Consider the following 25,272-nt stretch of genomic DNA (forward strand, 5'->3'; position numbering starts at 1 on the left):
CGACTGTCGCGTTTTTTTGTGCCCCGCCCTCGCGTCAGCCCGCCGTCACCGCAGGCCCGAACCCATGGGTCTCCCCCGCCTGCTCGCACGGCACCCGCTCCACCTGCACGGTCGAATGGTGAATGTCGAACGTCTCGGCCAGCAGCGCACGCAGCCGCAGCATCAGCGGTGCCAGGTCGACCACGTCGGGCGTGCACACCACGTGCACGCTCAGGCTCACCTTGCCGCTGGACAGCGCCCACACATGCAGGTCGTGCAGGCCTGCCACGCCCGGCTGCGCCTGCAGCGCGCGCTCGACCTCGGGCAGGTCGACGTCGTCGGGCACGCCTTCGAGCAGCACGTTGAGGCTCTCGCGCAAGAGGCGCCAGGTGCGCGGCAGCACCCACAGGCCGATGGCGACGGCGATCACCGAGTCGACCCAGGCCCAGCCGGTGAAACGGATGACGAGCGCGCCCACGATCACGCCGACGGAGCCGAGCATGTCGGCCCACACCTCCAGGTACGCGCCCTTCACGTTGAGGCTCTCGTCCTTGCCGCTGGCCAGCAGGCGCATGCCGATGAGGTTGACCACCAGGCCGCCGATGGCCACGAGCAGCATCATGGTCGACTGGATCTCGGCCGGCTGCGAGATGCGCCGGTACGCCTCGTAGAGCACGTAGATCGCCACGAAGAACAGCAGCACCGCATTGACCACGGCCGCCAGGATCTCGAAGCGGTAGTAGCCGAAGGTGCGGCGCTTGTCCGCCGGCCGCTTGCCCAGCCAGATGGCGGCCAGCGAGATGGCCAGCGCCACGGTGTCGGTGGCCATGTGGGCCGCGTCGGACAGCAGCGCCAGGCTGCCCGACACCAGCCCGCCGATCACCTCGGCGACGAGGTAGGTCGAGGTCAGCGCCAGCGCCCAGCGCAGCGCCTTCTCGTTGCCACCAGCAACGGCTGTGGCGTGTGAATGCTCATGGGCCATGGGAACCTTGCAGTGCGGGATCGAGAGGTGCGCCGTGTTGCTTCTCTGCGTTGGCTTCCTGCACCTCGTCTTCATCGCGCCGGTGCGCGATGCGGTACAGCAGCGGCAACACCAGCAGCGTCAGCGCGGTCGACGACAGGATACCGCCGATGACCACGGTGGCCAGCGGGCGCTGCACTTCGGCGCCCGTGCCGGTGGCGATGGCCATGGGCACGAAGCCCAGCGAGGCGACCAGCGCGGTCATGAGCACCGGGCGCAGCCGCGTGAGCGCACCTTCGCGAATGGCTTCGTCCAGCGGCAGGCCGCCCTCGCGCAGGTTGCGGATGAACGAGATCATCACCAGCCCGTTGAGCACGGCCACGCCCGACAGCGCAATGAAGCCCACGGCCGCCGAGATCGACAGCGGAATGCCGCGCAGCCACAGCGCGACGATGCCGCCCGTGAGCGCGAACGGAATGCCGGTGAACACCAGCAGCCCGTCCTTCAGGTTGCCGAACATGGCGAACAACAGCGTGAACACCAGCAGCAGCGACACGGGAACCACCACCTGCAGGCGCTGCGTGGCCGAGGCCAGGTTCTCGTACTGGCCGCCCCACACGGTCCAGTAGCCCGGCGGAATGCGCACGGCGCGCATGGCCTCTTCGGCCTCGGCCACGAAGGAGCCGAGGTCACGCCCGCGCACGTTGGCGCTGACCACGATGCGGCGCTTGCCGTCTTCGCGGCTCACCTGGTTGGGGCCGGGCGCGAGGTCGAGCGTGGCCACCTCGCCCAGCGGGATGAAGCTGGTGCGCAGGCCCTCGCCGCCCGCCCCCTTGGGCAGCGCGATTGGCAGGCGGCGGATGGCGTCCAGGTCGGTGCGCAGGGTCTCGGGCAGGCGCACGAGGATGTCGAAGCGGCGGTCGCCGTCGAACAGCGTGCCGGCCTCGCGCCCGCCCACGGCGGTCGAAATGGCGTCCTGCACGTCGCCCACGTTCAGGCCGTAGCGCGCGGTCTTCTGGCGGTCGATGTTCACGGTGAGCATCGGCAGGCCGGTGGTCTGCTCCACCTTCACCTCGGCGGCGCCGGGCACCTTGCCCAGCGCGTTCGACACCTGCGCGGCGGTCTGGTTGAGCACGTCCATGTCGTCGCCGAAGATCTTCACGGCCACGTCGCTGCGCACGCCCGAGATCAGCTCGTTGAAGCGCAGCTGGATCGGCTGCGAGAACTCGTAGTTGTTGCCCGGCAGCTTCTCGACCTCTTCCTGCACGGCGGCCAGCAGCTCGGGCCGCGTGCGCCTGGGCTTGGGCCACTCGCTCTCGGGCTTGAGCATGATGTAGCCGTCGGAGATGTTCGGCGGCATCGGGTCGGACGCGATCTCGGCCGTGCCGGTGCGCGCGAACACGCGCTCGATCTCGGGGAACTTGTCTTTCAGCGTGCGTTCGAGCTGCTTTTGCATCTCGACCGACTGCGTGAGGCTGGTGCCCGGAATGCGCAGCGCCTGGATGGCGAAGTCGCCCTCGCTCAGGCTGGGCACGAACTCGGTGCCCAGGCGCGTGGCCAGCAGGCCCGAGAGCACCACGGCCACCACGGCCGTGGTGATGACCAGCGGCTTGGCATTCATCGCGCGCGACAGCAGCGGCGCGTAGCCGCGCTTGGCCCACAGCATGAGGCGGTTTTCCTTCTCGGCGACCTTGTTGCCGATGAACAGCGCCACGGCGGCCGGGATGAAGGTGATCGACAGGATCATCGCGCCCAAGAGCGCAATCACCACGGTGAACGCCATCGGGTGGAACAGCTTGCCCTCGACGCCGGTGAGCGCAAAGATCGGCAGGTACACGATCATGATGATCAGCTGGCCGAACAGCAGCGGCCGGCGCGCCTCCTGCGAGGCTGCGAACACTTCATGGAAACGCTCGCTGCGCGTGAGCGCCCTGCCGTGTTTCTCCTGCGCATGCGCCAGGCGCCGCACGCAGTTCTCCACGATCACCACGGCGCCGTCGATGATGATGCCGAAGTCGAGCGCGCCCAGGCTCATGAGGTTGGCGCTGACCTTCTGGTTCACCATGCCGGTGAAGGTGAAGAGCATCGACAGCGGGATCACCGTGGCGGTGATGATGGCCGCGCGGATGTTGCCCAGAAACAGGAACAGGATCGTCACCACCAGCACCGCGCCCTCGAAGAGGTTCTTCTTCACGGTGGCGATGGCCTTGTCGACCAGCACCGTGCGGTCGTACACCGTCACGGCCTTCACGCCCGCGGGCAGCGTGCGGTTGATCTCCTGCATCTTCTTGTCGACCGCCTGCGAGACGGTGCGGCTGTTCTCGCCGATGAGCATGAACACGGTGCCCAGCACCACCTCGCGGCCGTTGTCGGTGGCGGCGCCGGTGCGCAGCTCCTGGCCGATGCCGACCTCGGCCACGTCGGACACACGCAGCGGAATGCCGCCGGCGTTGCCCAGGATCACGTTGCCGATGTCTTCCACCGACTTCACCTGCCCGGGCGCGCGAATGAGGTACTGCTCGCCGCGCTTCTCGATGTAGCCCGCGCCCACGTTGGCGTTGTTGCGTTCCAGCGCGGTGACCAGGTCGGTCATCGTGAGGCCGTGCGCCAAGAGCTTCGCGGGGTCGGGTGCGATCTGGAACTCCTTGGCGTAGCCGCCGATGGAGTTGATCTCGGTCACGCCCGGCACGTTGCGCAGCTGCGGCTTGATGATCCAGTCCTGAATCTCGCGCAGGTCGGTGGGCGTGTAGGGCTTGCCGTCGGCCTTCTTCGCGCCCTCTTCGGTCTCGACGGTCCACAGGTAGATCTCGCCCAGGCCGGTCGAGATGGGCCCGATCACCGGCGACACGCCGGGCGGCATGCTCTCGCGCGCCGACTGGATGCGCTCGTTCACGAGCTGGCGCGCAAAGTAGATGTCGGTGCCGTCCTTGAAGATCACCGTGACCTGCGACAGGCCGTAGCGCGACAGCGAGCGCGTCTGCTGCAGGCCCGGCAGGCCGGCCATGACGGTCTCGATGGGGTAGGTCACGCGCTGCTCGGCTTCGAGCGGCGAGTAGCCGGGCGCGGACGTGTTGATCTGCACCTGCACGTTGGTGATGTCGGGCACGGCGTCGATGGGCAGCTTCTGGTAGCTGAAGACGCCGAGCGCCGCCATGCCGAGCACGGCCAGCAGGATCAGCCAGCGCTGCTCGATGGAGAAGCGGATGATGCGTTCGAACATGCGGTCGTCCTCAGTGGGTGTGCGTGGCCGAGCTCTTGCCCTGCTGCGACTTCACGACGAAGCTGCCGCTGGCCGCATAGGCCGCGCCGGGCTTCAGGCCGCCCACGATCTCGATGCGCTGGCCGTCGCTGCGGCCGGTCTTCACGTGCTGCGGCACAAAGCCGCCGGGCACGCGCAGGAACACGGTGGGCTGGTCGTCCACGGTCTGCACGGCTTCGGCCGACACGGTGACGGGCGCATCGGCCTCCGATGCCACCAGCTCCACGTTCACGAACAGGCCCGGGCGCCAGGTGCGCTGCGGGTTGGTGAGCGTGACGCGCGCGGTGGCGGTGCGCGTCTGCGCGCCCAGCAGCGAGCCCACGTACGACACGGTGCCGCGCGCGGCTTGCTCGAAGGAACCGGCGCGGATGGTCACGGCCTCGCCGACGCGCACGAGGTTCAGGCTGCTGGCGGGCACGCTGATCTCGGCCCACACGGTCGACAGATCGGAAATGGTGAACACGTTGACCGCCTCGCCCACCGATTCGCCCAGCGAGATGTGCTTTTCGACCACCATGCCGTCGAAGGGTGCGCGCAGCTCGTAGCGGCCCAGCGCCGACGAGCCGGGCGTGGCGCCCAGCGCCAGCAGCTTCTGGTTGGCGTTGGCCACGGCGATCTGCGCCTCCTGCATGGCCTGCTCGGCCTGCAGGTAGTCCTGCTGCGGCGAGATCTTTTCTTCCCACAGTTTCTTCTCGCGGTCGTGCGTGGTGCGCGCCAGCGCCAGCCGGCGCTGCGCCGTCTGCAGCTCGCTGCGCTGCTCCGAGAGCGCGGGGCTGGAGATCACGGCCAGCACCTGGCCGCGCTTGACTTCCTGGCCCAGGTTGGCCGACACGCTGTCGACCACGCCCGCCACGCGCGGCACCACGTGGGCCGTGCGGTCTTCGTTGAACTTGATCTCGCCGGGCAGCTGCAGCGACGTCTTGATGCGCGCCGGGCCGACGCTGTCGATCGCGATGCCGGCGGCCTTGACCTGCTCGTCGGTGAAGGGGATCTTTTCCTCGTCTTCCTTGTGGGCGTTGGCGGCGGCCTTCTGCGGCTCTGCCGATGCGGGCGTTTCCTTGGCGGGCTCCTTGCCTGCTTCCTTGCCGGCGTCCTTGCCCTCTTCCGCGTGGTGTTCCTTGTCGCCATGGCCTTCGTCATGCGAATGGCCGTGGTCGTCTTCCTTGCCCTTGGCGTGGCCCTTGTCTTCCTCGTGGTGCTCGCCGTCGGCATGGCCGGCGGACTCCGAGTGCCCGCCCGCCTCGGGCTTGGACGGCGCGGTGCGCAGGATGAGCGCGCCGGCAATGAGGCCGGCGAGCAAAACGGCGGCAATGGCGATCCACTGCTTGCGGCCGGCGGACGATGTGCGGTTGTGTGGTGTGGTCATGGTCGGAATCGGTTCGGTGTTCTTCTTCAACGCGCGTTCGGCGTCACGTTCGGCGTCGCGTTCGAGGCGATGTCGTCGCCCTCCGTGCCCAGCAGGCGGTCGAGCTCGCCGGCCGCGCGGTGCGCCTCGGCCAGCGCGACGAGGTACTGGTTGCGCACCTGGAACAGCGTGCGCTGCGCGTCGAGCGCCTCGAGAAAGCTGAACTTGCCCAGCTCGAAGCCCTTGGTGGCGGCGCGGTAGGCGGTCTCGGCGCCGGGCAGCGCGTCGCGCTGCAGCGTCTCGGCGGTGGCGCGTGCGGAGCGCAAGCGCTCGCTGGCCTGGGCCACATCGGCGCCCAGTTGCAGCTCGGCGGCGGCGAGCTCGTCGCGCGCCTTGTCTTCGCGGCTCAGCGCCTCGGCGATGTTGCCGCGGTTGGTGTCGAAGATCGGCAGCGGCACCGACAGGCCCACCACCACCTGGTTGCGCCGGCTGCTGCTCACGGCCTCGCCGCCCTCGCCTTCGGACGCGGGCACGCGCTTGACGCCGAGCGACACGGTCACGTCGGGAATGCGCTTGGCCTGCTCCAGGTCGCTCAGCGCGCGGCGGCGCTCGACCTCGAGCCGGGCCTGCCGCAGCACGGGCGCATCGGGCAGGCGGCGCGCCACCTCGGGCGCGGCGGCCTGGGCCGGCAGCTGGTCGACCGCGCCGTCCACCTGCGTGAAGCGCGGCGACGGGTTGCCCCACAGCGCGGACAGCAGCTGGCGCGACGCGCGCAGCGTGCCTTCGGCCTGCAGCAGTTCGACGCGGATGCCGGCCTCGGCCACGCGCGCCTTGGTTTCCTCGAGCGGCGACACCTTGCCGGCCGCCACGCGGTTGGCCGCGGCGCGGGTGGCGATCTGCGCGAGCCCCACCGAGTCTTGCGCGAGCCGCAGGCGCTCCTGCGCGGTCAGCACGTCGAAGAAAGCGGTGACGGCCGCGGCGCGCAGTTCGGCGCGCCGCGCCGACAGCGCCGACGCCGCCTGGTCGCGCGCACGCTCGGCCGCCGTGACGCGCGCGGCGCGCTTGCCGCCCAGCTCGAGGGGCTGGCTCAGCTGCAGCGTGGTCGTGCGGTTGTTGCGGCGCAGGTCCTCCAGCTGCGTGTCCAGCGTGGGGTTGGGCCAGGCGCCGGCCTGCACCACGGCGCCGTCGGCGGCGGCCTGCTCATGGCGCGCGGCCGACAGGCCCGGGTTGGCCTGCAGCGCCAGCGCCACGGCGGCGCGCAGGGTCAGCGGGCCTTCGGGCTCCAGCGTGCGGGCGGGTGCCGACAGGGACGACGAGGGACCGGCCGCCTGCGGGATCTGCTGTGAAAAGGCCGGGGGTACCGCCAAGGCCAACACGGCCAGCGGCACGAAAAGCGTGCGCATCGAATTCTCCTGGGTTGCGAAACAACGGACGGACGAATTCGGCGAGGAGCGCTCAGCTGATGAGTGAGATCAGAAAAAGAAAAAGGGGCTGTGCTCTCGCCGAATCAGGCGGCGAGCAACCAGTCGGGGCGCACCGGCACTTCGGCGATGTGCGAGGCGAAGCGTTCGGTGGAAGCGGCGCGCAGCGGCTGCGAAGCCACGGGCGCCTGGGCCGGCAGCGCGGCGGCGGTGTCCGCATGCTGGGCCTGCCCGAAGTGGGCGACGATGCAATGGCCGACCGCCGCGTTGGGCTGGCGGGTGCTGTCTTTCTTGGCGCCGTCGCCCGCGTGGGTGCGGTCGGTGCCGCGCGGCTCGTCCTCGTGGTGGCCCCAGTGGCCGCTGCTCTTGTCGCCTTCGTGCAGGCAATAGGCTGCCGACACCGCCCAGCTGTACTGGAAAGGCAAGAGAAACAGCAGGAAAATCAGGAGCCAGCGGCGCATTGTTGACAAAAGTATATCGACGGGGCGTGGCGCGCCGACCAAGAAAAGCCCTGCGAACCGAGGGCCCGGCCCACTGTACGACAGCGTGTCGGCGCTTTGTCCTTCAATAGGATTACTAAATCGTAACCAGCGTCTCGAAAGGCCTTGGGTACGATCCGTACCATGCGAATTCTTGTCATCGAAGACGAACCCAAACTGGGCGATTACCTGAAAAAGGGGCTGGAAGAGAACGGCTACGTGGTCGACATCGCCCGCGATGGCATCGAAGGCCGCTACCTCGCCACCGAGGGCGACTACGCGCTCGTGCTGCTCGACGTGATGCTGCCCGGCATCGACGGCTTTGCCGTGCTGCAGGCCATTCGCCGCACGAAGAACGTGCCCGTGCTGGTGCTCACCGCGCGCGACAAGGTCGAAGACCGCGTGCAAGGCCTGCAGCAAGGCGCCGACGACTACCTGGTGAAGCCCTTCTCCTTCTCGGAGCTGCTGGCGCGCGTGCAGGCGCTGCTGCGGCGTGGCAAGACGCAGGAGCCCACGGTGCTGCGCCTGGCCGACCTGGAGCTGGACCTGGTGAGCCGCAAGTGCATGCGCAACCGCACGCGGCTGGACCTCACGGCCAAGGAGTTCACGCTGCTGGTGGTGCTGCTGCGTCGGCGCGGGCAGATCCTGTCGCGCTCCACGCTCGCCGAGCAGGTGTGGGACATGAACTTCGACAGCGACACCAACGTGGTCGAGGTGGCCATTCGCCGCCTGCGCAGCAAGATCGACGACCCCTTCGACGTGAAGCTGCTGCACACCGTCCGCGGCATGGGCTACGTACTCGAAGACCGCTCCTGGGCATGAGCCCGAAGCCGCATTCGATCCAGAGCCGGCTGTCGTTCTGGTTCGCCGCGCAGACGCTGTCCGGCCTGAGCATCATCTGCCTGGCCATCTACCTCGTGACCGCCTGGAGCTTCGGCGCCAAGCAGCGCGACGCGCTCGACCAGAAGACGGTGCTCGTCGAGCACCTGCTCAAGGAGGCCGAGAAAGGCGGCGACCTCGTCTTTCTGCGGCACAAGCTCGACGACTTCTTCTCGATGCAGGACGACGTGACCCTGTCGATCGCCAACGCCGGCAAGCCGCTGTTCCAGTCCACGCCGCCGCCGCAGGGCCGCTGGCTGCGGCGCGCCATCGTCGTGCCCTGGCAGAACGGCGACTTCCACACCGACCTGTCGGTGCAGGTCGGCGTGAACATCGCGCAGGACTCCCGGCTGCTCGAGCGCCTGGCCTGGACGCTGCTGGGCGCGGTGGTGCTGGGCACGGCGCTGGTGTCGCTCACCGGCATGTGGCTGGTGCGGCGCGGGCTGCGGCCGCTGAAGGCGCTGGCCGAGCGCACCGCGGCCATCACGCCCGACCACGTCCACCAGTCGATCGACCCCGGCGCCTTCGCGCAGGAGCTGAGGCCCTGGATCACGCAGTTCAACGCGCTGCTGGCGCGGGTGCAGCGCGCCTACGTGCAGCTGGAGTCGTTCAACGCCGACGTGGCGCACGAGCTGCGTACGCCGCTGGCCAACCTGCTGGGCTCGACCGAGGTGGCGCTCACGCGCCCGCGCAGCAACGAGGAGCTGCAGGCCGTGCTGGCCTCCAACCTCGAGGAGATGGGGCGGCTGTCGGGCATCGTGACCGACATGCTGTTTCTTTCGAAGGCCGACCGCGGCACCTCGGCGCGCTCGATGGCCCCGGTGAGCCTGGCGGAGCAGGCGCGCGACGTGATCGACTTCTACGACGCCATGCTCGACGAGGCCGGCCTGCGCGCCGAGGTGCACGGCGAGGCCGTGGCCGAGGTGGACGCGGGGCTGATCCGGCGCGCCCTCTTCAACCTGCTGGGCAATGCGATCCGCTTTGCCGAACCGGCCTCGACGCTGCGCATCGAGATTGCGGCCGCTCCTGGCGGAGAACACCACACCATCGCCGTGATCAACCGCGGCGCGCCCATCGATCCCGAGGCCCTGCCGCGCCTGTTCGAGCGCTTCTACCGCGCGGCCCAGGCGCGCGACGGCTCCACGCGCCACCACGGGCTGGGCTTGTCGATCGTCGAGGCGATCGCGCGCATGCACGGCGGACAGGTGTTCGCGTCGAGCCAGGGCGGCGAGACGCGCATCGGGTTCAGCGTGCGCCGCGGCGGCTGAAGGGGTTCAGGGCTCGGCGTGCGCCGCCGTCTCGGCGGGCTTCGGCTTGCGGCCCACGCACAGCGTCATCAGCGGCCCGGTCATCGCGGTGGTGGCCAGCGCCATCACCAGCAGCATCGTGAAGAGTTCGGGGCCGATCAGGCCGACGTCCAGGCCGATCTTGATGACGATGAGCTCCATCAGCCCGCGCGCGTTCATGAGCGAGCCGGTGGCCAGGCTGTCGCGCCAGCTGTAGCCGGCGATGCGCGCGCCCGCCGCGCCGCCCGCGATCTTGCCCACGGTGGCCACGCCCACGATCAGCAGCATCGCGCCCAGGCTGGCGCCCGAGAACGCGTTGGCCGTGGTGCCCAGCCCCGCGAGCGCGAAGAACAGCGGCATCAGCACCACGATGGAGATCGGCTCGATGCGCTCGCTCAGCGAGCGCAGCAGGCGGTCGTCGCGCGGCAGGCAGGCGCCGAACAGGAAGGCGCCGAACACCGCGTGCAGGTGCAGCCACTCGGTCAGCAGCGCCGTGACCAGCAGGCCGATCATGAGCGCGGCCATCAGCGTGGTCGACGGCTCGCCGTCGGGTGCCTTCACGCGCAGCAGCCACGCAAAGGCCGGCTTCAGCCCGAGGAACAGCACCGTGAGCATCACCACCACGCCGACCGTGATCTTGATCAGGCCCGCGTAGCCGTCGCTGGTGCCCACCAGCGCGACCACGAAGGCCAGCAGGATCCACGCGAACACGTCGACCACCGCCGCCGCGCTCAGCGAGAGCTGGCCGAAGGGCGTGCGCGTCATGCCGCGGTCTTTCAGGATGCGCGCCATCACCGGGAAGGCCGTGATCGACAGCGCCGCCGCCATGAACAGCGCGAAGGGCCAGAAGCCCACGCCGGCCGGCGCGAGCGTGGGGTGCAGCGCCGGCGAGATCGCCAGGCCCAGCACCAGCGGCACCAGCACGCTGAGCACGCCCACCGCGCCGGCCGCCTGCAGCTGCGCGCGCATGTTGCGCGTGGCCCGCAGCTCCAGACCCACCACGAACATGAACAGCACCAGCCCCACCGTCGCCAGCGACGACAGCCCCTGCAGCGACTCCTTGGCGAACAGCTGCGCGTGCAGCGACGGGAACAGCAGCCCCATGACCGCCGGCCCGAGCATCAGCCCCGCCGCCATCTCCCCCACCACGCTCGGCTGCCCCACATGGCGCAGCACCCAGCCGCACAGGCGCGCGGTGGTGAGGATGACGACGAGTTGCAGCAGCAGGGTGGTGACGGACATGGCGGGGTCGCGGTGAAAGCGGGAACAGCGGCCGATGTTAGTGCCATCGCCGCCGGTGCCGCACGCGCCCCCCGGGGCTCCCAAGCCCCGCCCGAACTCACTCCTTGGGCATACGCATCAACCGCAACCCGTTCGCCACCACCAGCAGGCTCGCCCCCATGTCGGCGAACACCGCCATCCACATGGTCGCGCTGCCGAACACCGCGAGCACGAAGAACACGCCCTTGATGCCGAGCGCGAGGGTGATGTTCTGCCACAGCACGGCGTGCGAGCGGCGCGACAGGCGGATGGTCTCGGGGATGCGGCGCAGGTCGTCGTTCATGATGACCACGTCGGCCGCTTCCATCGCGGTGTCGGTGCCGGCGCCGCCCATGGCGAAGCCGATGTCGGCCCTGGCCAGTGCCGGGGCGTCGTTGATGCCGTCGCCGGTCATCGCGACGGCGCCGTAGCGTTGCTGCATCGCCTGGATGGCATCGAGCTTTTCTTCGGGCAGCAGGTTGCCGCGCACGTCGTCGATGCCGGCGTGCGCGCCGATGGTCTTCGCGGTGGCGGTGTTGTCGCCGGTGAGCATGACGGGCGTCACGCCCAGCGCGCGCAGCTCGGCCACGGCGGCCTGCGACGAGGGCTTGATGGTGTCGGCCACTGCGAACAGCGCCAACACCGACTTTTCAGATGCCAGCAGCGTCACGGTGCGGCCGGCTTCCTCGTGCCGCTTGAGTTCGGCTTCGAGTTCCGGCGAGCACAGGCCGCGTTCCTCGATCAGCCGGTGGTTGCCCAGCACGTAGGTCTGGCCCGCGTGCGTGGCCTGCACGCCGCGTCCGGGCAGCGCGGTGAAGTCGCCGACTTCTTCGACCGACCCACCCAGGCCCTGGGCGATGGCCTTCGACACCGGGTGGTCGGAACGGCCGGCGATGTTGGCGGCCAGCGCGTAGGCCGCGCCTTCATCCCTGCCCGCCTTGTCGATCAGCACCGACTCGACCAGCTTGGGCTTGCCCTCGGTGATGGTGCCGGTCTTGTCGAGCGCCACGGCCTTGAGCTTGCGCGCCTCTTCGAGGTAGGTGCCGCCCTTGATCAGGATGCCGCGCCGCGCGGCCGAGGCCAGCGCGCTCACGACTGTCACGGGCGTGGAGATGACCAGCGCGCACGGGCAGGCGATGACCAGCAGCACCAGCGCCTTGTAGACCGCCTGCACCCAGGTCCAGCCCAGCAGCCACGGCGTGAGCACCGCGATGGCCAGCGCCAGCACGAAGACGGTGGGCGTGTAGATGGCGGCAAACTTGTCGACGAAGCGCTGCGTGGGGGCGCGCGAACCCTGCGCCTCTTCGACCGCGTGGATGATGCGCGCGAGCGTGGTGTTGGCCGCCACGGCCGTCACGCGGAACACCAGCGCGCCGGTCTGGTTGATGGTGCCGGCGAACACCGCGTCGCCCGCAGCCTTGTCGACCGGGATGCTCTCGCCCGTGACCGGCGCCTGGTCGATGGCGCTGGTGCCTTCGAGCACCACGCCGTCCAGCGGCACGCGCTCGCCGGGGCGGATGCGGGCCACGGTATCGAGCGCCACCGCGTCGGCGCGCACGGTCTGCCAGCTGCCGTCGGGCTGCCGCACCTCGGCCTGTTCGGGCGCGAGCGCGAGCAGGCTCTGGATGGCGTTACGCGCGCGGTCGACGGCGCGGGCTTCGATGAGCTCGGCGATGGCGTAAAGCGCCATCACCATCGCGGCCTCGGGCCACTGGCCGATGATGAAGGCGCCCGTGACGGCGACGGCCATCAGTGCATTGATGTTGAGGCGCCCGCGCACCAGCGCGGCGAAGCCCTTCTTGTAGGTATCCAGGCCGGCCAGCGCGATGGCCGCGAGCGCGAGCCCCATCTCGGCGGCCATGAAGCCCACGCCGTCGAGCGCCAGGAAGGACACGGTCTCGGCCGCGATGGCCAGCACCAATGCAGCGACGAGACGCGCCAGCCCGGTCGACATTCCGGCGAAGCGCGCAGGCTCGGCCTTCTGCGCCGTCGACGATGCCACCGGCTCGGGCTTGAAGCCGGCCTGGCGGATGGCTTCGAGCGCGGCGGGCAGCGCGCCGTCTTCGGTCGTGAGGGCCAGCGTGCGTTCGCTCAGGCGAAAGCGCAGGGCCTTCACGCCCGCGACGGGCTCGAGGGCGCGGCGGATCTCGGACTCTTCGACCGCGCAGTCCATGGTGGGAATGCGAAACAGCACGGCGCCCTTCGGCAGGTCGCCCGGCTCGGCCGACGCCGGCGCACTGCCGCACACGGGGCTGCCACAGCAGGCCGTTGCCGGCGCGGCGGGGGCGTGATCGTGTGCATGGTCATGCGCGTGGTCATGTCCGTGGCTGTGCCCGTGGTCATGGGCGTGGTCATGCGGCGCAGCGCGTGGCACCGGCTGATTCAGGGTGGTCTGATTCGTCATGCATTCATTGGAAACCCTGAAGCAGGTGTAGAGTCAACCGTTGATTGCCACTTCCTTGAGATGCCGCATCATGAAAATCGGTGAACTGGCCAAGGCCACGAACACGCCGGTCGAAACCATCCGGTACTACGAGCGCGAACAGCTGCTGCCCGCGCCCGCGCGCACCGACGGCAACTACCGCATCTACGACGACGAGCATGCCCAGCGCCTGGGCTTCATCCGCCGCTGCCGCTCACTGGACATGACGCTCGACGAGATCCGCAGCCTGCTGAAATTCCGCGATGCGCCGCAGGACGACTGCGGCGAGGTGAACCAGCTGCTGGACGACCACATCGGCCATGTGGCCTCGCGCATCGCCGAGCTGAAGACGCTCGAAAAGCAGCTGAAGGCGCTGCGCCTGCAGTGCGGCGGCCCCGAATCGGCCAGCGCCTGCGGCATCCTGCAGGAGCTGGACACGGCCGCGCTCGCACCCGAGACCTTCGGCCAGCACGCGGGGCACGTGCACGGCACGCTGCACGGCGCCTCCGCCAAGCGCTCATGACGTCGGGCCCGGCGCCACGCTGGGCGATGTCGGGGTCGTGCTTCACCGCCGTCGAGCGGACTTCAATGGTTTGTGTCGAGGCTCTGTGGCCGGGCACCGCGCCGATGCGCATGCGTGCTCGCACGGCTTTTTTTCTCCCTTGGGCAGGGCCTGACGCGCCCACCGGCATCGCGAATGTTCGCGAAGGCGGTGCGGCCGACCCCGGCAGACAATTCCGCCGACCCGGCGCATCCGCCCTGCGACCTTGGGGCCGCGAGCCGGACAGACCTACAACGGAGACACCATGCCGATCGACTTCACCCTCACCCCCGCGCAGCGCGAGTTACAACTCTCGGCTCGCCGTTTCGCGCGCAGCGTACTGACCGAGGTCGCTCCGGCCACGCGCCACCTGCCCACGCCGCTGGCGCGCTTCGTCGCCACGCGTCCGTTCTACGTACAGCTGGTGAAGGCCGGCTTTCTGCGGCGCATCATCCCGATGCCGTTCGGCGGCGAAGGCACGGGCATGCTGGACATGGCCGTGGTGGCCGAGGAGTTCTATCGCGTCGACCCCAACGTGTCGCTCACGATGTTCGCCACGCTGCTGGGCCTGCTGCCCGTGACGATCGGCGGCTCGCCCGAGCAGCAGAAGGCGTTTCTCGGGCCGTTCCTGGAAGGCTCCGGTGCGCCCTTGGCCGCCCTGTGCAACAGCGAGCCCGGCGGCAGCGCCAACTTCGATGCCGCAGCCCCCGGCGAAGGCACGCGCACGCGCGCCCGGCTCGAGGGCGGGCAGTGGGTCATCGACGGCACCAAGCAGTGGATTTCGAGCGCGACCGGATGGGACGAGCAAGGCGCCGACCTGTTGTGCGTGGTGTGCCGCACCGACGCCGACGCGCCGCCCGACAGCGGGCTGTCGGTGCTGGTCGTGCCGCGGCCCGAGGGCGGCATCGTGGTCGAGCGTTATCACGACTCGATGGGCCACCGCGCGCACCTCACGCCCCGCTTTCGCCTCGAGGGCGTGCGCACCGCCCAGGCCAACGTGCTGGGACCGGTGGGCAGCGGCAAGGGCCTGGTGGCCGCCAGCTTCTCGGCGACGGCGGCGCTGGTCGGCGTGTTCGGCACGGCCCTGATGCAGGGGGCCTTCGATTTCTCGTTGCACTTCGCCAAGACCCAATGCCGCGGCGGCGCCCTGCCGATCATCGAGCACCAGGCCGTGGGGTATGCGCTGGCCGATGCCAAGACCGCCATCGAAGCCTCGCGCTACCTCAACTGGCGCGCGTGCCACGCGCTGGACACGCAATCGCCCGCGGCGCTGGAGCTGGCGCTGCAGGCCAAGATCTACGGCTCCGAAACCGCGGTGCGCGTGATCACCGACCTGATGCGCGTGGTGGGCATCGACAGCTACGACCACGACCTGCCGCTGGCCGGCATGCTCCAGGACGCCCTGGTGCTCCCGCTGTTCGACGGCGGCAACATGGGCGTGCGCCGGCGCCAGCTGCACGACCTGCTGCGCTCGCCGGACTACGACCCGCTGACGGCCAGCGGTGCGGCGTGACGGCCGCAGGGCCGACGCTCGCCTGAACGGCGCCAGCGTCGCGGGTCCACACCAGCGTGCCATCGGAAGCAGACCCCTTCCGCCCGGGGACGCCGGGCCGTAGCATTCGACTTCCGTACTGAAGCCCGGCACCCATGCTCGAAGACCACGACATCCTTGTGCTTCAACGCCAGCTCCGACGGCGCCTGTTCGAAGGCGAGCGGGCGATCACCTGGCGACCGGGCCGCGAGCTGGCTGCGCAGCTGCTGCTGTACCTGGACGACCCGCAGGCCTGCTGGCGCATCTCGGTGCAATGGCTGCGCGACACGCTCGACGCCGACCGCGTCGACGCCGGCTTCGGCGGCTATGTCGACGCCAGCGGCCGCCTGCATGACTACGTGGTCGCGGCCGAGGTGCAGCGCCCGTCGCAACCACTGCCTGCGGTGATCGGCCTGCGCTTCAGCGCCGCCAACCCGGGCATCCGCGCGGTCTGGAGCGGCAGCGGCATCGCCCCCATCATCGACGTGTCGCAAGAGCGCAGCTTCACGCAGGAGTTGCGCGCCACGCTGATGCAGGCCGGCACGGCCTCGAAGCTGGCGGTTCCCGTGCACGACGAAGACCGGCCGGTGGGCATGATCTGCGCCGACTGGCACCACAGGGCCCCGCGCTGGAAGCACGCCGTGTGCGACGAGTTGCCGGGCCTGGCCCGCACTGCGCTGGGCCCGCTGCTGAGCGCCGCCCACCGGTTCGCGCAGGCGCAGAGCGAGCGGGCAGGCGCCACCGATCACCCGGCAAACCTCGCGGCGCTGACGCCGGCGGAACTGAAGGTGGCGAAGCTGGCGGCCGGCGGCCTGAGCTACAAGGAAATCGCGCGCCAGCTGGACCGTTCGCTCTCCACGATCGACCACCAGCTGCGCAGCATCCGCGAGAAGCTCGGCACGCGCTCGACGGCGCGCCTGGTGCACATGCTCAGCGAACTGAACACGTCGGCGACGGGCCGCTCAACACCGCTTCAATGAGCGAGGCGTGATGGGGACGCGCACCGCTGAACGCCGGGGCGGCGTCAGCGGTGTCGGCAACCTCAGCGACGTGAGGGTTCCACTTCAAGGGTCAAGGTCACGGCCACCGGCAGGTTGCCCGGCAGGTTGCGCACCCCGCACACCGACCGCGCATGGCCCGCGCGCGCGTCGAACAGGCGGGCCAGCAGCTCGGAAGCGCCGTCGAGCACCTGCGGGTGCTGGGTGAACGACTGCACGCAGGCGACATGGCCTTCGAGCCGCACGACCTGCCGCACCCGTTGAAAACCGCCCAGGTGCAGACGCACCTGCGCCAGCGCATTGAGCACCGCCAGCCGGGCCGCCTGGCGGCCTTCTTCCAGCGTCAGCTCGGCGCCGAGCAGCCCGCGCGGCAGCGGATGCCCCGCCACCACCGGCCCCTGCATGGAGACATGCAGCAGGCCCGCCGCCTCGATCACTGCGCGGTAGGCACCCAGCGGCGATGGCGGTTCGGGCAGGACAAGGCCCAGGGCCTGCAGCCGCTGCAGCACCTCGTCGTCCCCGGTCGCACGCGAAGCGTCCATGGCGCGCCCCGCTTCAGCTCGCCCAGGGCTGCAGCACGATGCTGCCCCGCGCCTCGTTGGCGGCGATGCGCCGGTGTGCCTCGGCGGCCTGCGAGAGCGGCAGCACGCTGTCGATCTGCGCACGGACCCGGCCCTGCCTGATCGCGTCGAGCCAGGCGGCGAAGTCCTCGATGTCGCCCACCAGCGTGCCGCGCAGCTGCTGCTGCGCGAAGAAGAAGCGCCGGATGTCGAAGCGCACGTCGGTGCCCGCCATGAACCCCATCGCCACCACGATGCCCATGGGCTTCACGGCCTCGAGGGTCCTGGACAGCACATCGCCGCCGAGGTTGTCGATTGCGACATCGACCCCCTGCCCGCCGCTCCAGGCGCGCACGGGCTCGACGAAATCCTGCGTGCCGGTGTCGATCGCCAGCTCGGCGCCCAAGCGCACAGCCAGCTCGGCGGACGCCGCGTTCTGCACCGTGGTGACGACGCGCGCCCCCAGCGCGCGCGCCACCTGGATGCTCATCATGCCGGTGCTCGACGCGCCGGCATGCACCAGCACCCGGTCGCCGGCCTTGACCTCGCCGACGACCTGCACCGCGCGGATCGCGATCAGCAGCGAGACCGGCAGCGCGGCCATCTGCTCGGCGGGCAGGCCGGTGGTGTCGCGCAGCAGCCAGTGCTCCGGCACGACGATGTACTGGGCATAGGTGCCCGGCATGTGAATGCCGGGAATCGCGTAGCTGGCCGCCGCCGTGACCGGGCGGGTGTCCCACTGCGCGGGGTCGGTCGGGTAGCCGGGCATGGCGATCACGCGCTCGCCCACCGCGAAGCGCGAAGCGCCAGCGCCCAGCGCGGCGACCTCGCCCACCGCATCCGAACCCAGGATGTGCGGGAACGGCAAGGCCGGGGCGATCTGCCCCAGGCGCACATAGTGATCCAGTCGATTGACGCCGACGGCCAGCACCTTGACCAGGACTTCGCCCGGTCCCGGCGCCGGCGTGGCGACGTCTTCGAGTTGAATCTGATCGGGGTCGCCGAAGGATCGGATGACGGCTGCTTTCATGAAAATCTGCTCCTGTCGTGTGGCGGGCACCATGCCTCGCAACGAAACAGGAATGGTAGATTTCACGTCACCAACCCGGAAGTAGTGACTTAAAAGTGCGATAGGGATAAAAAAGTGACCATGAAGAACCGGATGAACCGCGCGGCTCGCACCCCGCGCGTCGCGGCGCCGCCCGGCGACACGCCGTTCGTCCTGCGCGAGGACTGTGCGCAGCGGCGCATCCACTACGTCCTGAACGGCAAGTGGACCTCGATGGTGCTGTACGCCCTCAGCCACGGCGCGATGCGCACCGGGCAGCTGGAGCGCGCCCTGCCGGGCATATCGAAGAAGATGCTGACCTTGACCCTGCGCGAGGTGGAGGCAGGCGGCCTGGTCCACCGCGAGGTGTTCCAGGTCGTGCCGCCGCGCGTGGAGTACGCCTTGACGCCGCTGGGCGAGGTCTTCGTCGAGCCCTTGCGCGCGCTCTATGGCTGGGCGCTGGACCATGCGGATGCGCTCGACCTGCTGGAAGACAACTTGCGGCGAGACAGGGCCGCGCCCGCATGAACGGCGACAGCGCCCTCTGCCCCTCTTCTACTTGCCGATCAGCTGCGTCAGCTTGTCGGCCTCGAACGACTCGCCGCGCGCTGCGTCGCCCGGCACGCAGTCCTTGGTGCCGGGCTGCGCCGACAGCTTCTCGATGGCCTGCCACAACAGCGCGATCTGGTGCTCCTGGCTCGAGGCGTTGTCGATCAGGCCGCGCATGGCCTGGCTCAGCGGGTCGTCGTCCTGCGTGATGCCGTAGGCCGAGAACTTCTGCGGCGCGGCCACGTCGGCGCTCTCGCCCTCTTTCGACGGGATGATGCGCGCCGGAATGCCCACCGCGGTCGCCCCGGCCGGCACCGGCTTGATGACCACCGCGTTGGAGCCGATCTTGGCGCCGTCGCCCACGACGAAGCCGCCCAGCACCTTGGCGCCCGCGCTCACCACCACGTTCTTGCCCAGCGTCGGGTGGCGCTTGGTGCCCTTGTAGAGCGAGGTGCCGCCCAGCGTCACGCCCTGGTAGATGGTGCAGCCGTCGCCGATCTCGGCGGTTTCGCCGACCACCACGCCCATGGCGTGGTCGAAGAACACGCGCTCGCCGATCTTGGCGGCCGGGTGGATCTCGATGCCCGTGAACGCGCGCGCGCAGTGCGCGATGAAGCGGGCCGGCCACTTGAAACCGTGGGTCCAACAGGCGTGCGCCCAGCGATGCAGCACCACGGCATGGAAGCCGGGGTAGACCGTGATCACTTCCCAGGCGCTGCGGGCGGCCGGGTCGCGTTCGAGGATGCACCGGATGTCGGCGCGCAGTCGAGAGAACATCGCTGCCTTTGTTGTCGTTATATCGATAGGGGCCGGGCAGTCTAAAGCCGGGCGTCTTCGCTTACGCGCGATGGGGTTTTGTGACAGTTCAGCTGCCGCGCGGCTCGCGGGTGGCGTCGCTCATGGCCTTGGCGATGCCGCGCAGGATGTGGATTTCCTCGGGCGTGGGCTGCGCGCGGTTGAACAGCTGCTGCAGCCGCGGCATGAGCTTCTTGGGCGCCGCCGGGTCGAGAAAGCCGATGTCCACCAGCGAGCGTTCCCAGTGGTCGAGCATGCCGGCCACGGCCTGCGCGTCGGCCGCCTGCACCGGGGCGATGGCCTCGCGCACGCCGTAGCCGCCCAGCGCCAGACGCCATTCGTAGGCCACCACCTGGATGGCCGCGCCCAGGTTGAGCGAGCCGAACTTCGGGTCGGTCGGAATGGTCAGGGCCACGTTGCAGCGGTAGACGTCCTCGTTGCGCATGCCGAAGCGCTCGGAGCCGAACAGGAAGGCCACGTGCTGGTCGCCCTGCGTGGCCAGCGGCTCCAGGTGCTCGCGCGGCGTGCGCGTGGGCGGGCCGAAGTCGCGCGGGATCATGGCCGTGGCGCACAGGTGGGTCACGCCGTCGAGGGCTTCATCGAGCGTTTCGACGATGCGGGCGTTGTTCAGCACGTCCAGGGCGCCGCTGGCGCGCTGGATGGTTTCCTCGCGCCGCAGCACGTTGGCCCAGCGCGGCGCAACCAGCACCAGGTCGTCGAAACCCATGGTCTTCATGGCGCGGGCGGCGGCGCCCACATTGCCGGCGTGGCTGGTCTGGATGAGGATGAAACGGGTGCGCATGACGGGTGGGGAAGACACAAACGGGCTGAGCCGGTAAAATGCCCGATTCTCGCCGCCCGCATCGCCGGACCGCAGGGTCGCCCAGATTGCATTCTTGGGGACCTCTCCCACCCGTTCTTCTCACAATCCAGAATGTCGTCCCCCAACCTGCATCCCATGCTCAATGTGGCCGTCAAGGCCGCACGCGCCGCCGGCGCCATCATCAATCGCGCCGCCCTCGACGTCGAGGCCGTGCGCATCTCCCAGAAGCAGGTCAACGACTTCGTCACCGAAGTCGATCACGCCAGCGAGAAGGTCATCATCGAGACCTTGCTGGGCGCATACCCGGGGCACGGCATCCTGGCCGAAGAATCGGGCACCGAATACGGCGCCAAAGACTCCGAATTCGTCTGGATCATCGATCCGCTCGACGGCACCACCAACTTCATCCACGGCTTCCCGGTCTACTGCGTGTCGATCGCGCTGTCGGTACGCGGCAAGATCGAGCAGGCGGTCGTCTTCGACCCGTCGCGCAACGACCTGTTCACGGCCACCAAGGGCCGCGGCGCCTACATGAACGAGCGCCGCATCCGCGTGTCCAAGCGCGTGAAGCTCAGCGAGTGCCTCATTTCCACCGGCTTCCCGTTCCGCACCGGCGACAACTTCAAGCAGTACCTGGCCATCATGGCGGACATGATGCCCCGCATGGCCGGCCTGCGCCGCCCCGGCGCCGCCGCACTCGACCTGGCCTACGTGGCCGCCGGCTTCACCGACGGCTTCTTCGAAACCGGCCTGAACCCCTGGGACGTGGCCGCCGGCTCGCTGCTGGTGACCGAGGCCGGCGGCCTCATCGGCAACTTCACGGGCGAGCCCGAGTTCCTCGACCAGCGCGAATGCCTGGCCGGCGCCCCGCGCGTGTACGGCCAGCTGGTGCCGCTGCTCGCCAAGTACTCCAAGTTCGCCAACGTGGACGACAAGCTGCGCGCCAGCGACCGCGTGCGCGCCGTGTCGGCCTCGACCAAGTCGAGCCCCGCCGACGCCTCGGTCGACCTGTACGCCCGCAGCACCGTGACCGAAGCCACGGCCGCCCCGCTCGACGGCAGCGCCGAAGCCCCGGCCGCCGCAGCCCCCGCCGCGCCGGCCGCCCCGCGCAAGCTCACCCGCATCAAGCGCGAGGCGCCCGCCGAGGGCGACGCCTCCGCCAAGTGATGACGGGGCCGGGCGCCGCCTCGCGGGTTCGTGCGGCGTTGCGCATTGCGCTGAGCCACTACGTCGCGAGCGGGCTCACCGTCGCGCTCGGCCTGCTCGTGATCTCGGGCGGGGTGCACCTGTGGCTGGGCACCCTGGCCGCCTCGGCCGCCGCCACCGGCGTGATCGTCACGGCGCCGCCCGACCTGCCCGGCCCGCGCCGCGGCAAGTTTTTGCAGATGCTGCCGGCGCCGCTCATCGGCCTGCCGCTGTTCTTCGCGGTGCAGATGCTGCACGGCGCACCGATCCGCCTCGGGCTGCTGCTGGTGCCCGCCACCTTCATGGCCTTCGTGGCCATGGCCTGGGGCAAGCGCGGCATTCCGATCGCCATCGCGGTGATGTTCTCGATGGTCTTCTCCATGGCCACGCCCGCGCCCGCCGGGCTGTCGGACGCCATCGCGCGCACCACCGAATTCGGCCTGGGCGCCGGCCTGTACGTGGTGTGGGCCACGCTGGCCAACCTGCTGCTCAACGGACGCTTTCGCACCCAGTCGATCGCCGACGTGCTGTTTTCGCTGGCCGCGCTCATGCGCACCGAGGCCAGCCAGTTCACGCCGCAGGACGAAACCCGCGACATCCGCGACACCCCCGCCTCGTTGCTCGGCCAATTGCTGCGCGAGCAGGCCGCGCTGGCCGACCAGTTGCAGGCCACGCGCGACATCGTGCTCGAGTCGCCGCGCACGCCGCGCCGCCAGCGCCTGGCCGGCATGCTCGTCATCGTGCTCGAGATGCGCGACCAGCTGCTCGCCAGCGAGCTCGACCTCGACGCCCTGCGCGCCCATCCGTCGCACGCGCAGGCGCTGGTCGAGATGCGCCGCATCCTCGAAGAGCTGGCCGACGAAACGACCGGCCTGGCCGATGCGCTGCTCATGCGTCGCCACCCCGCCGCCGTGGCCGACCGCCGGCCGCGCCTGGCCGCGATCCATGTGACGGCGGACGACGAAGACACGCACGGTCAGATGGGCCCCTCGGCCGCCATGCTCGCGCGCGGGCTGGCCAGCCGCATCGGCCACATCAACGACGAGGTGCTGCGCCTGGCGGCCATGGCGCGCGGCGACGCCGAGCCCAACCTGGCCGTGGTGCGCGCCAACTGGCAGCTCTTCGTGAGCCCGACCGACTGGTCGCTGCGCCCCTTCCTCGCGCTGTGGCGCTGGGACGCGCCGCCGCTGCGCCACGCCATTCGCGCGGCGCTGGCCATCGCGGCCGGCTACGGCATCGCGGTGTCGATGCCCTGGGGGTCGCACGACTACTGGATATTGCTGACCATCGTGGTCGTGCTGCGCGGCAGCCTCTCGCAGACCCTGGAGCGGCGCAACAGCCGCGTCGCCGGCACGCTGCTGGGCTGCGTGCTCGCGGTGGGCCTGCTGTCGGCGCACCCCTCGCCGCTGATGCTGCTCGTGACCGTGACCATCGCGCAGGCCATCGCCCACAGCTTCGCGGTGCGGCGCTACCTCGTCACCGCCGTGGCCGCCACCGTGCTGGGCCTGCTGCAGGCCCACATGCTGAACACCGGCACCGCGCCCATCTTTGCGCTGTTCGAGCGCATCGCCGACACGCTCATCGGCGCCGCGCTGGCCTGGGGCTTCTGCTACGTGCTGCCCTCGTGGGAGCGCACGCAGATTCCGGCGCTGGTGGCGCGCGTGCTCACCGCGCAGGCGCGCCATGCGCGGCTCGCACTCGGCCTGGGCCAATTGCAGGCCATCCAGAGCAGCCCCGAGCTCGAGTGGCGGCTTGCGCGCCGCGAGGCTTACGACAGCCTCTCGGCGCTCGTGCAGGCCACGCAGCGTTCGCTCTCCGAACCGCGCGCCGTGCAGCCGCCGCTGGAGCCGCTGGAGCATCTGCAGGCCCACAGCTACCAGCTGCTCGCGCAGCTCAGCGCCGTGAAGTCGATGCTCGTGCTGCGGCGCGACCGCCTCACGCCGGGCGACATCGAAGGCCCGCTCGTGCGCACCGCGCAACGCATCGAGGCCGCCCTGGGAACCATTCCGATCGCAGGACCCTCTCACCCCGAGAGCACGGGGGCCACCACCGTCGGCGGCCCCATTCCACTGCCTGACCCGTTCGACAACGACATCAGCCCCTGGCTGGTGCGCCGGCTCGACCTGGCCACGGCGCTCGCCACGCAGCTGCGCGACGACGCAGCGCGCATTCTTCAACCACTGAACGACAACACCCCAGAAGCAAAGACCACCCCCGCCTGATGACCCAAGAGCTCCTCGCACACCCCTGGTTCGGCACCTGGATTGCCGCCCTGATCGCCGCGCCCCTCGCCCTTCTCGCCCACCGCATCGGGGGCATGGTCCTCAGGCGGATCACCCGACCGGCGCCCGCCGTGCATGCGATGGTGCTCAACTGCACCGCCCCCGCGCGGCTGGTGCTGCCGCTGGCGGCGCTCATGATGGTGTGGCAGGCGGCGCCGGACGACCTGCGCTTCATCGGCAGCGTGCGACATCTCACGGGGCTGCTGCTCATCGCGGCCAGCACCTGGTTCGTGCTCAAGGCCATCAGCGGCTTTGCCGACGGCGTGCTCGCGCAGCACCCTTCGGACATCTCCGACAACCTGCAGGCACGCCGCGTGCTCACGCAGACCCGTGTGCTCGCGCGCACCGCCATGTCGGTCGTCGTCGTGGCCGGCGGCGCCATGATGCTCATGACCTTCCCGGGCGCGCGCCAGGTCGGCGCCAGCCTGCTGGCCTCGGCCGGCGTGATCGGCATCGTGGCGGGCCTGGCGGCCAAGCCTGTCTTCAGCAACCTCATCGCGGGCCTGCAGATCGCGCTGTCGCAGCCGATCCGCATCGACGACGTGCTCGTGGTCGAGGGCGAATGGGGCCGCGTCGAGGAAATCACCGGCACCTTCGTGGTCGTGCGCATCTGGGACGACCGGCGCCTCATCTTGCCGCTCACCTACTTCATCGAGAAGCCGTTCCAGAACTGGACCCGCCACTCGGCCGAACTGCTCGGCTCGGTCTTCTTCTACCTGGACTACGGCACGCCGCTGGCGCCGCTGCGCGCCGAGGTCGAGCGCCTCGTGAAGGCCGCGCCCGAGTGGGACGGCCGCTTCTTCAACCTGCGCGTGACCGACGCCACCGAACGCACCATGCAGGTCCGCGTGCTCTGCACCGCCGCCACCTCCGGCCTGGCCTTCGACCTGCGCTGCCACGTGCGCGAAGGCGTCATCGACTTCATGCAGCGCGAGTACCCGCAGTTCCTGCCGAAGATGCGCTTCGAGGGCAACGATCCGGCGATGGGGCAGCCGGCGGTGATGCACGGCGCGACGGCGGGCTGAAGCTCCCGCCGCCGTCTTCTTTCTTCTCCCCTACCGCGCAGGCGCCGCCGCCGGCAGCACCATCGGCGCGCCCAACCGCGAGGCGCGCTCCCAGCCCGGTTGCGACTGCGCGCGTTCCAGCTCGGCCACCACCTCCGCGCGCGTGCGCGGTTGCGTGGCCTTCACGGGGATCGGGGCGCCCCAGCGCAGCACGCCGGCCCACTCGGGGCTTTGCTGCGCGGCGCGCAGTTCGGCCACCACCTGGGCGTCGGTCTTGCCCGGGCCGGCGTTTTCGGGGTGCTCCTTGATGCCGGCTTCGGTCGCCGCGAAATGCGCCGGCCCCTCGACGTGCTGCGGGCTGGTTTGTGCGCCAGCCACCAACGGGAGCGCTGCGGCGGCCATCGCCGCCAGCGCAAAGGCCATCTTCCTGTTCGTCATGTGTCATCTCCTTCGTTGAACGCCGAAGAGGACCACCCGCTTCGGCGATGGCGGTTTTGCTTCGCCATGCCGACACGCTAGAAATTCGGACCGTCGCCGCGCGAACGGTTCAATTACAAAAACGACAGGATGAAGACCAATTCATCAATTCTCTGCAAGGGGCAAGCGGAGCTTTCCAATTCGTAACCCGGCTGCACGGAAAACGTAATTGAAAAAGGCGGTTTCGG

At 69.9% G+C, this 25,272-nt stretch carries 21 protein-coding genes; 9 read left to right on the top strand and 12 right to left on the bottom strand.

The features are described from left to right. Positions 1–34: 34 nt before the first annotated feature. The 5 genes from AC1RAA_RS28235 to AC1RAA_RS28255 form a co-directional block, all read right to left on the bottom strand. Positions 35–961, bottom strand: a complete 927-nt coding sequence (locus AC1RAA_RS28235) for a cation diffusion facilitator family transporter (protein ID WP_492727759.1) — start codon at positions 959–961, stop codon at positions 35–37. Then, positions 951–4,160 (bottom strand): CusA/CzcA family heavy metal efflux RND transporter, encoded by a 3,210-nt coding sequence (locus AC1RAA_RS28240; RefSeq protein WP_492727760.1) that lies wholly within the window; start codon positions 4,158–4,160, stop codon positions 951–953. The genes AC1RAA_RS28235 and AC1RAA_RS28240 overlap by 11 nt, the downstream gene beginning before the upstream one ends. Positions 4,161–4,170: 10 nt before the next feature. After that, the gene (locus tag AC1RAA_RS28245; RefSeq protein ID WP_492727761.1) at positions 4,171–5,565 is read right to left on the bottom strand and encodes an efflux RND transporter periplasmic adaptor subunit; all 1,395 of its coding nucleotides are present in this window, start codon (positions 5,563–5,565) and stop codon (positions 4,171–4,173) included. A 26-nt stretch (positions 5,566–5,591) separates the two neighbouring features. Next, positions 5,592–6,947, bottom strand: coding sequence for a TolC family protein (locus AC1RAA_RS28250; RefSeq protein ID WP_492727762.1), 1,356 nt, complete (start codon positions 6,945–6,947; stop codon positions 5,592–5,594). Between the two features lie 104 nt (positions 6,948–7,051). Beyond that, positions 7,052–7,426, bottom strand: coding sequence for a hypothetical protein (locus AC1RAA_RS28255; protein WP_492727763.1), 375 nt, complete (start codon positions 7,424–7,426; stop codon positions 7,052–7,054). A gap of 162 nt (positions 7,427–7,588) precedes the next feature. Between AC1RAA_RS28255 and AC1RAA_RS28260 the strand changes: the two genes are divergently transcribed. Together AC1RAA_RS28260 and AC1RAA_RS28265 are read left to right on the top strand one after the other, a co-directional pair. After that, a complete protein-coding gene (locus tag AC1RAA_RS28260) occupies positions 7,589–8,266 on the top strand; it encodes a heavy metal response regulator transcription factor (protein WP_062481258.1) in 678 nt (225 codons plus the stop codon). After that, positions 8,263–9,591 carry a heavy metal sensor histidine kinase gene (locus tag AC1RAA_RS28265; RefSeq protein ID WP_492727764.1) on the top strand — a complete coding sequence of 443 codons (1,329 nt, stop codon included), beginning with the start codon at positions 8,263–8,265 and terminating at the stop codon, positions 9,589–9,591. The genes AC1RAA_RS28260 and AC1RAA_RS28265 overlap by 4 nt, the downstream gene beginning before the upstream one ends. A gap of 6 nt (positions 9,592–9,597) precedes the next feature. Here the strand turns inward: AC1RAA_RS28265 and AC1RAA_RS28270 are convergent, their stop codons facing one another. Continuing rightward, on the bottom strand, positions 9,598–10,851 hold the full coding sequence (locus AC1RAA_RS28270; RefSeq protein ID WP_070063158.1) for a cation:proton antiporter: 1,254 nt from the start codon (positions 10,849–10,851) through the stop codon (positions 9,598–9,600). Between the two features lie 97 nt (positions 10,852–10,948). Next, the gene (locus AC1RAA_RS28275) at positions 10,949–13,273 is read right to left on the bottom strand and encodes a heavy metal translocating P-type ATPase (RefSeq protein WP_492727765.1); all 2,325 of its coding nucleotides are present in this window, start codon (positions 13,271–13,273) and stop codon (positions 10,949–10,951) included. 70 nt (positions 13,274–13,343) lie between these two features. Here AC1RAA_RS28275 and cadR point away from each other — a divergent pair, with 70 nt between their 5' ends. The 3 genes from cadR to AC1RAA_RS28290 all read left to right on the top strand — a co-directional run bounded on the left by cadR (position 13,344) and on the right by AC1RAA_RS28290 (position 16,343). Continuing rightward, the gene (gene cadR / locus AC1RAA_RS28280) at positions 13,344–13,814 is read left to right on the top strand and encodes a Cd(II)/Pb(II)-responsive transcriptional regulator (RefSeq protein ID WP_095746108.1); all 471 of its coding nucleotides are present in this window, start codon (positions 13,344–13,346) and stop codon (positions 13,812–13,814) included. Between the two features lie 283 nt (positions 13,815–14,097). Beyond that, positions 14,098–15,345: an acyl-CoA dehydrogenase family protein gene (locus AC1RAA_RS28285; protein ID WP_492727766.1), complete on the top strand. Its 1,248-nt coding sequence runs from the start codon at positions 14,098–14,100 to the stop codon at positions 15,343–15,345. A 134-nt stretch (positions 15,346–15,479) separates the two neighbouring features. Beyond that, positions 15,480–16,343: a LuxR C-terminal-related transcriptional regulator gene (locus tag AC1RAA_RS28290; protein WP_159270990.1), complete on the top strand. Its 864-nt coding sequence runs from the start codon at positions 15,480–15,482 to the stop codon at positions 16,341–16,343. 62 nt (positions 16,344–16,405) lie between these two features. Here the strand turns inward: AC1RAA_RS28290 and AC1RAA_RS28295 are convergent, their stop codons facing one another. Both AC1RAA_RS28295 and AC1RAA_RS28300 read right to left on the bottom strand, forming a co-directional pair. Continuing rightward, positions 16,406–16,903, bottom strand: a complete 498-nt coding sequence (locus AC1RAA_RS28295; protein ID WP_492727767.1) for a RidA family protein — start codon at positions 16,901–16,903, stop codon at positions 16,406–16,408. A 13-nt stretch (positions 16,904–16,916) separates the two neighbouring features. Then, positions 16,917–17,951, bottom strand: coding sequence for a quinone oxidoreductase family protein (locus AC1RAA_RS28300; RefSeq protein WP_492727768.1), 1,035 nt, complete (start codon positions 17,949–17,951; stop codon positions 16,917–16,919). A 120-nt stretch (positions 17,952–18,071) separates the two neighbouring features. Here AC1RAA_RS28300 and AC1RAA_RS28305 point away from each other — a divergent pair, with 120 nt between their 5' ends. Further along, positions 18,072–18,497, top strand: coding sequence for a winged helix-turn-helix transcriptional regulator (locus AC1RAA_RS28305; RefSeq protein WP_492728353.1), 426 nt, complete (start codon positions 18,072–18,074; stop codon positions 18,495–18,497). Between the two features lie 27 nt (positions 18,498–18,524). Here the strand turns inward: AC1RAA_RS28305 and cysE are convergent, their stop codons facing one another. Together cysE and AC1RAA_RS28315 are read right to left on the bottom strand one after the other, a co-directional pair. Continuing rightward, the gene (gene cysE / locus AC1RAA_RS28310; RefSeq protein WP_223301446.1) at positions 18,525–19,316 is read right to left on the bottom strand and encodes a serine O-acetyltransferase; all 792 of its coding nucleotides are present in this window, start codon (positions 19,314–19,316) and stop codon (positions 18,525–18,527) included. 67 nt (positions 19,317–19,383) lie between these two features. Then, entirely contained in the window at positions 19,384–20,115 is a 732-nt protein-coding gene (locus tag AC1RAA_RS28315; RefSeq protein WP_492727769.1) for an RNA methyltransferase, read from the bottom strand. Between the two features lie 132 nt (positions 20,116–20,247). Here AC1RAA_RS28315 and AC1RAA_RS28320 point away from each other — a divergent pair, with 132 nt between their 5' ends. From AC1RAA_RS28320 to AC1RAA_RS28330, 3 genes are read left to right on the top strand one after another with little or no spacing between them, the layout of a single operon-like run. Beyond that, on the top strand, positions 20,248–21,303 hold the full coding sequence (locus tag AC1RAA_RS28320) for an inositol monophosphatase family protein (protein ID WP_307693475.1): 1,056 nt from the start codon (positions 20,248–20,250) through the stop codon (positions 21,301–21,303). Continuing rightward, positions 21,303–23,543 carry an FUSC family protein gene (locus AC1RAA_RS28325; protein ID WP_095746115.1) on the top strand — a complete coding sequence of 747 codons (2,241 nt, stop codon included), beginning with the start codon at positions 21,303–21,305 and terminating at the stop codon, positions 23,541–23,543. Before AC1RAA_RS28320 ends, AC1RAA_RS28325 begins: the two co-directional genes overlap by 1 nt. Further along, positions 23,543–24,628 carry a mechanosensitive ion channel family protein gene (locus AC1RAA_RS28330; protein ID WP_492727770.1) on the top strand — a complete coding sequence of 362 codons (1,086 nt, stop codon included), beginning with the start codon at positions 23,543–23,545 and terminating at the stop codon, positions 24,626–24,628. Before AC1RAA_RS28325 ends, AC1RAA_RS28330 begins: the two co-directional genes overlap by 1 nt. Before the next feature lie 30 nt (positions 24,629–24,658). Here the strand turns inward: AC1RAA_RS28330 and AC1RAA_RS28335 are convergent, their stop codons facing one another. Beyond that, a complete protein-coding gene (locus AC1RAA_RS28335) occupies positions 24,659–25,045 on the bottom strand; it encodes a DUF4148 domain-containing protein (RefSeq protein ID WP_489058821.1) in 387 nt (128 codons plus the stop codon). Positions 25,046–25,272 lie beyond the last annotated feature (227 nt).

The sequence above is a fragment of the Variovorax sp. GW823-FHT04F07 genome, assembly GCF_058795995.1.

Excerpts from the sequence above, each read along its gene's own strand:
- AC1RAA_RS28255 (WP_492727763.1), bottom strand. The coding sequence starts at position 7,426 with ATGCGCCGCTGGCTCCTGATTTTCCTGCTGTTTCTCTTGCCTTTCCAG.
- AC1RAA_RS28320 (WP_307693475.1), top strand. The coding sequence starts at position 20,248 with ATGTCGTCCCCCAACCTGCATCCCATGCTCAATGTGGCCGTCAAGGCC.
- AC1RAA_RS28300 (WP_492727768.1), bottom strand. The coding sequence starts at position 17,951 with ATGAAAGCAGCCGTCATCCGATCCTTCGGCGACCCCGATCAGATTCAA.
- AC1RAA_RS28285 (WP_492727766.1), top strand. The coding sequence starts at position 14,098 with ATGCCGATCGACTTCACCCTCACCCCCGCGCAGCGCGAGTTACAACTC.
- AC1RAA_RS28250 (WP_492727762.1), bottom strand. The coding sequence starts at position 6,947 with ATGCGCACGCTTTTCGTGCCGCTGGCCGTGTTGGCCTTGGCGGTACCC.
- AC1RAA_RS28325 (WP_095746115.1), top strand. The coding sequence starts at position 21,303 with ATGACGGGGCCGGGCGCCGCCTCGCGGGTTCGTGCGGCGTTGCGCATT.
- AC1RAA_RS28330 (WP_492727770.1), top strand. The coding sequence starts at position 23,543 with ATGACCCAAGAGCTCCTCGCACACCCCTGGTTCGGCACCTGGATTGCC.
- AC1RAA_RS28315 (WP_492727769.1), bottom strand. The coding sequence starts at position 20,115 with ATGCGCACCCGTTTCATCCTCATCCAGACCAGCCACGCCGGCAATGTG.
- AC1RAA_RS28245 (WP_492727761.1), bottom strand. The coding sequence starts at position 5,565 with ATGACCACACCACACAACCGCACATCGTCCGCCGGCCGCAAGCAGTGG.
- AC1RAA_RS28295 (WP_492727767.1), bottom strand. The coding sequence starts at position 16,903 with ATGGACGCTTCGCGTGCGACCGGGGACGACGAGGTGCTGCAGCGGCTG.
- AC1RAA_RS28290 (WP_159270990.1), top strand. The coding sequence starts at position 15,480 with ATGCTCGAAGACCACGACATCCTTGTGCTTCAACGCCAGCTCCGACGG.
- AC1RAA_RS28270 (WP_070063158.1), bottom strand. The coding sequence starts at position 10,851 with ATGTCCGTCACCACCCTGCTGCTGCAACTCGTCGTCATCCTCACCACC.
- AC1RAA_RS28335 (WP_489058821.1), bottom strand. The coding sequence starts at position 25,045 with ATGACGAACAGGAAGATGGCCTTTGCGCTGGCGGCGATGGCCGCCGCA.
- AC1RAA_RS28265 (WP_492727764.1), top strand. The coding sequence starts at position 8,263 with ATGAGCCCGAAGCCGCATTCGATCCAGAGCCGGCTGTCGTTCTGGTTC.
- cadR (WP_095746108.1), top strand. The coding sequence starts at position 13,344 with ATGAAAATCGGTGAACTGGCCAAGGCCACGAACACGCCGGTCGAAACC.
- AC1RAA_RS28305 (WP_492728353.1), top strand. The coding sequence starts at position 18,072 with ATGAAGAACCGGATGAACCGCGCGGCTCGCACCCCGCGCGTCGCGGCG.
- AC1RAA_RS28260 (WP_062481258.1), top strand. The coding sequence starts at position 7,589 with ATGCGAATTCTTGTCATCGAAGACGAACCCAAACTGGGCGATTACCTG.
- AC1RAA_RS28235 (WP_492727759.1), bottom strand. The coding sequence starts at position 961 with ATGGCCCATGAGCATTCACACGCCACAGCCGTTGCTGGTGGCAACGAG.
- AC1RAA_RS28240 (WP_492727760.1), bottom strand. The coding sequence starts at position 4,160 with ATGTTCGAACGCATCATCCGCTTCTCCATCGAGCAGCGCTGGCTGATC.
- AC1RAA_RS28275 (WP_492727765.1), bottom strand. The coding sequence starts at position 13,273 with ATGACGAATCAGACCACCCTGAATCAGCCGGTGCCACGCGCTGCGCCG.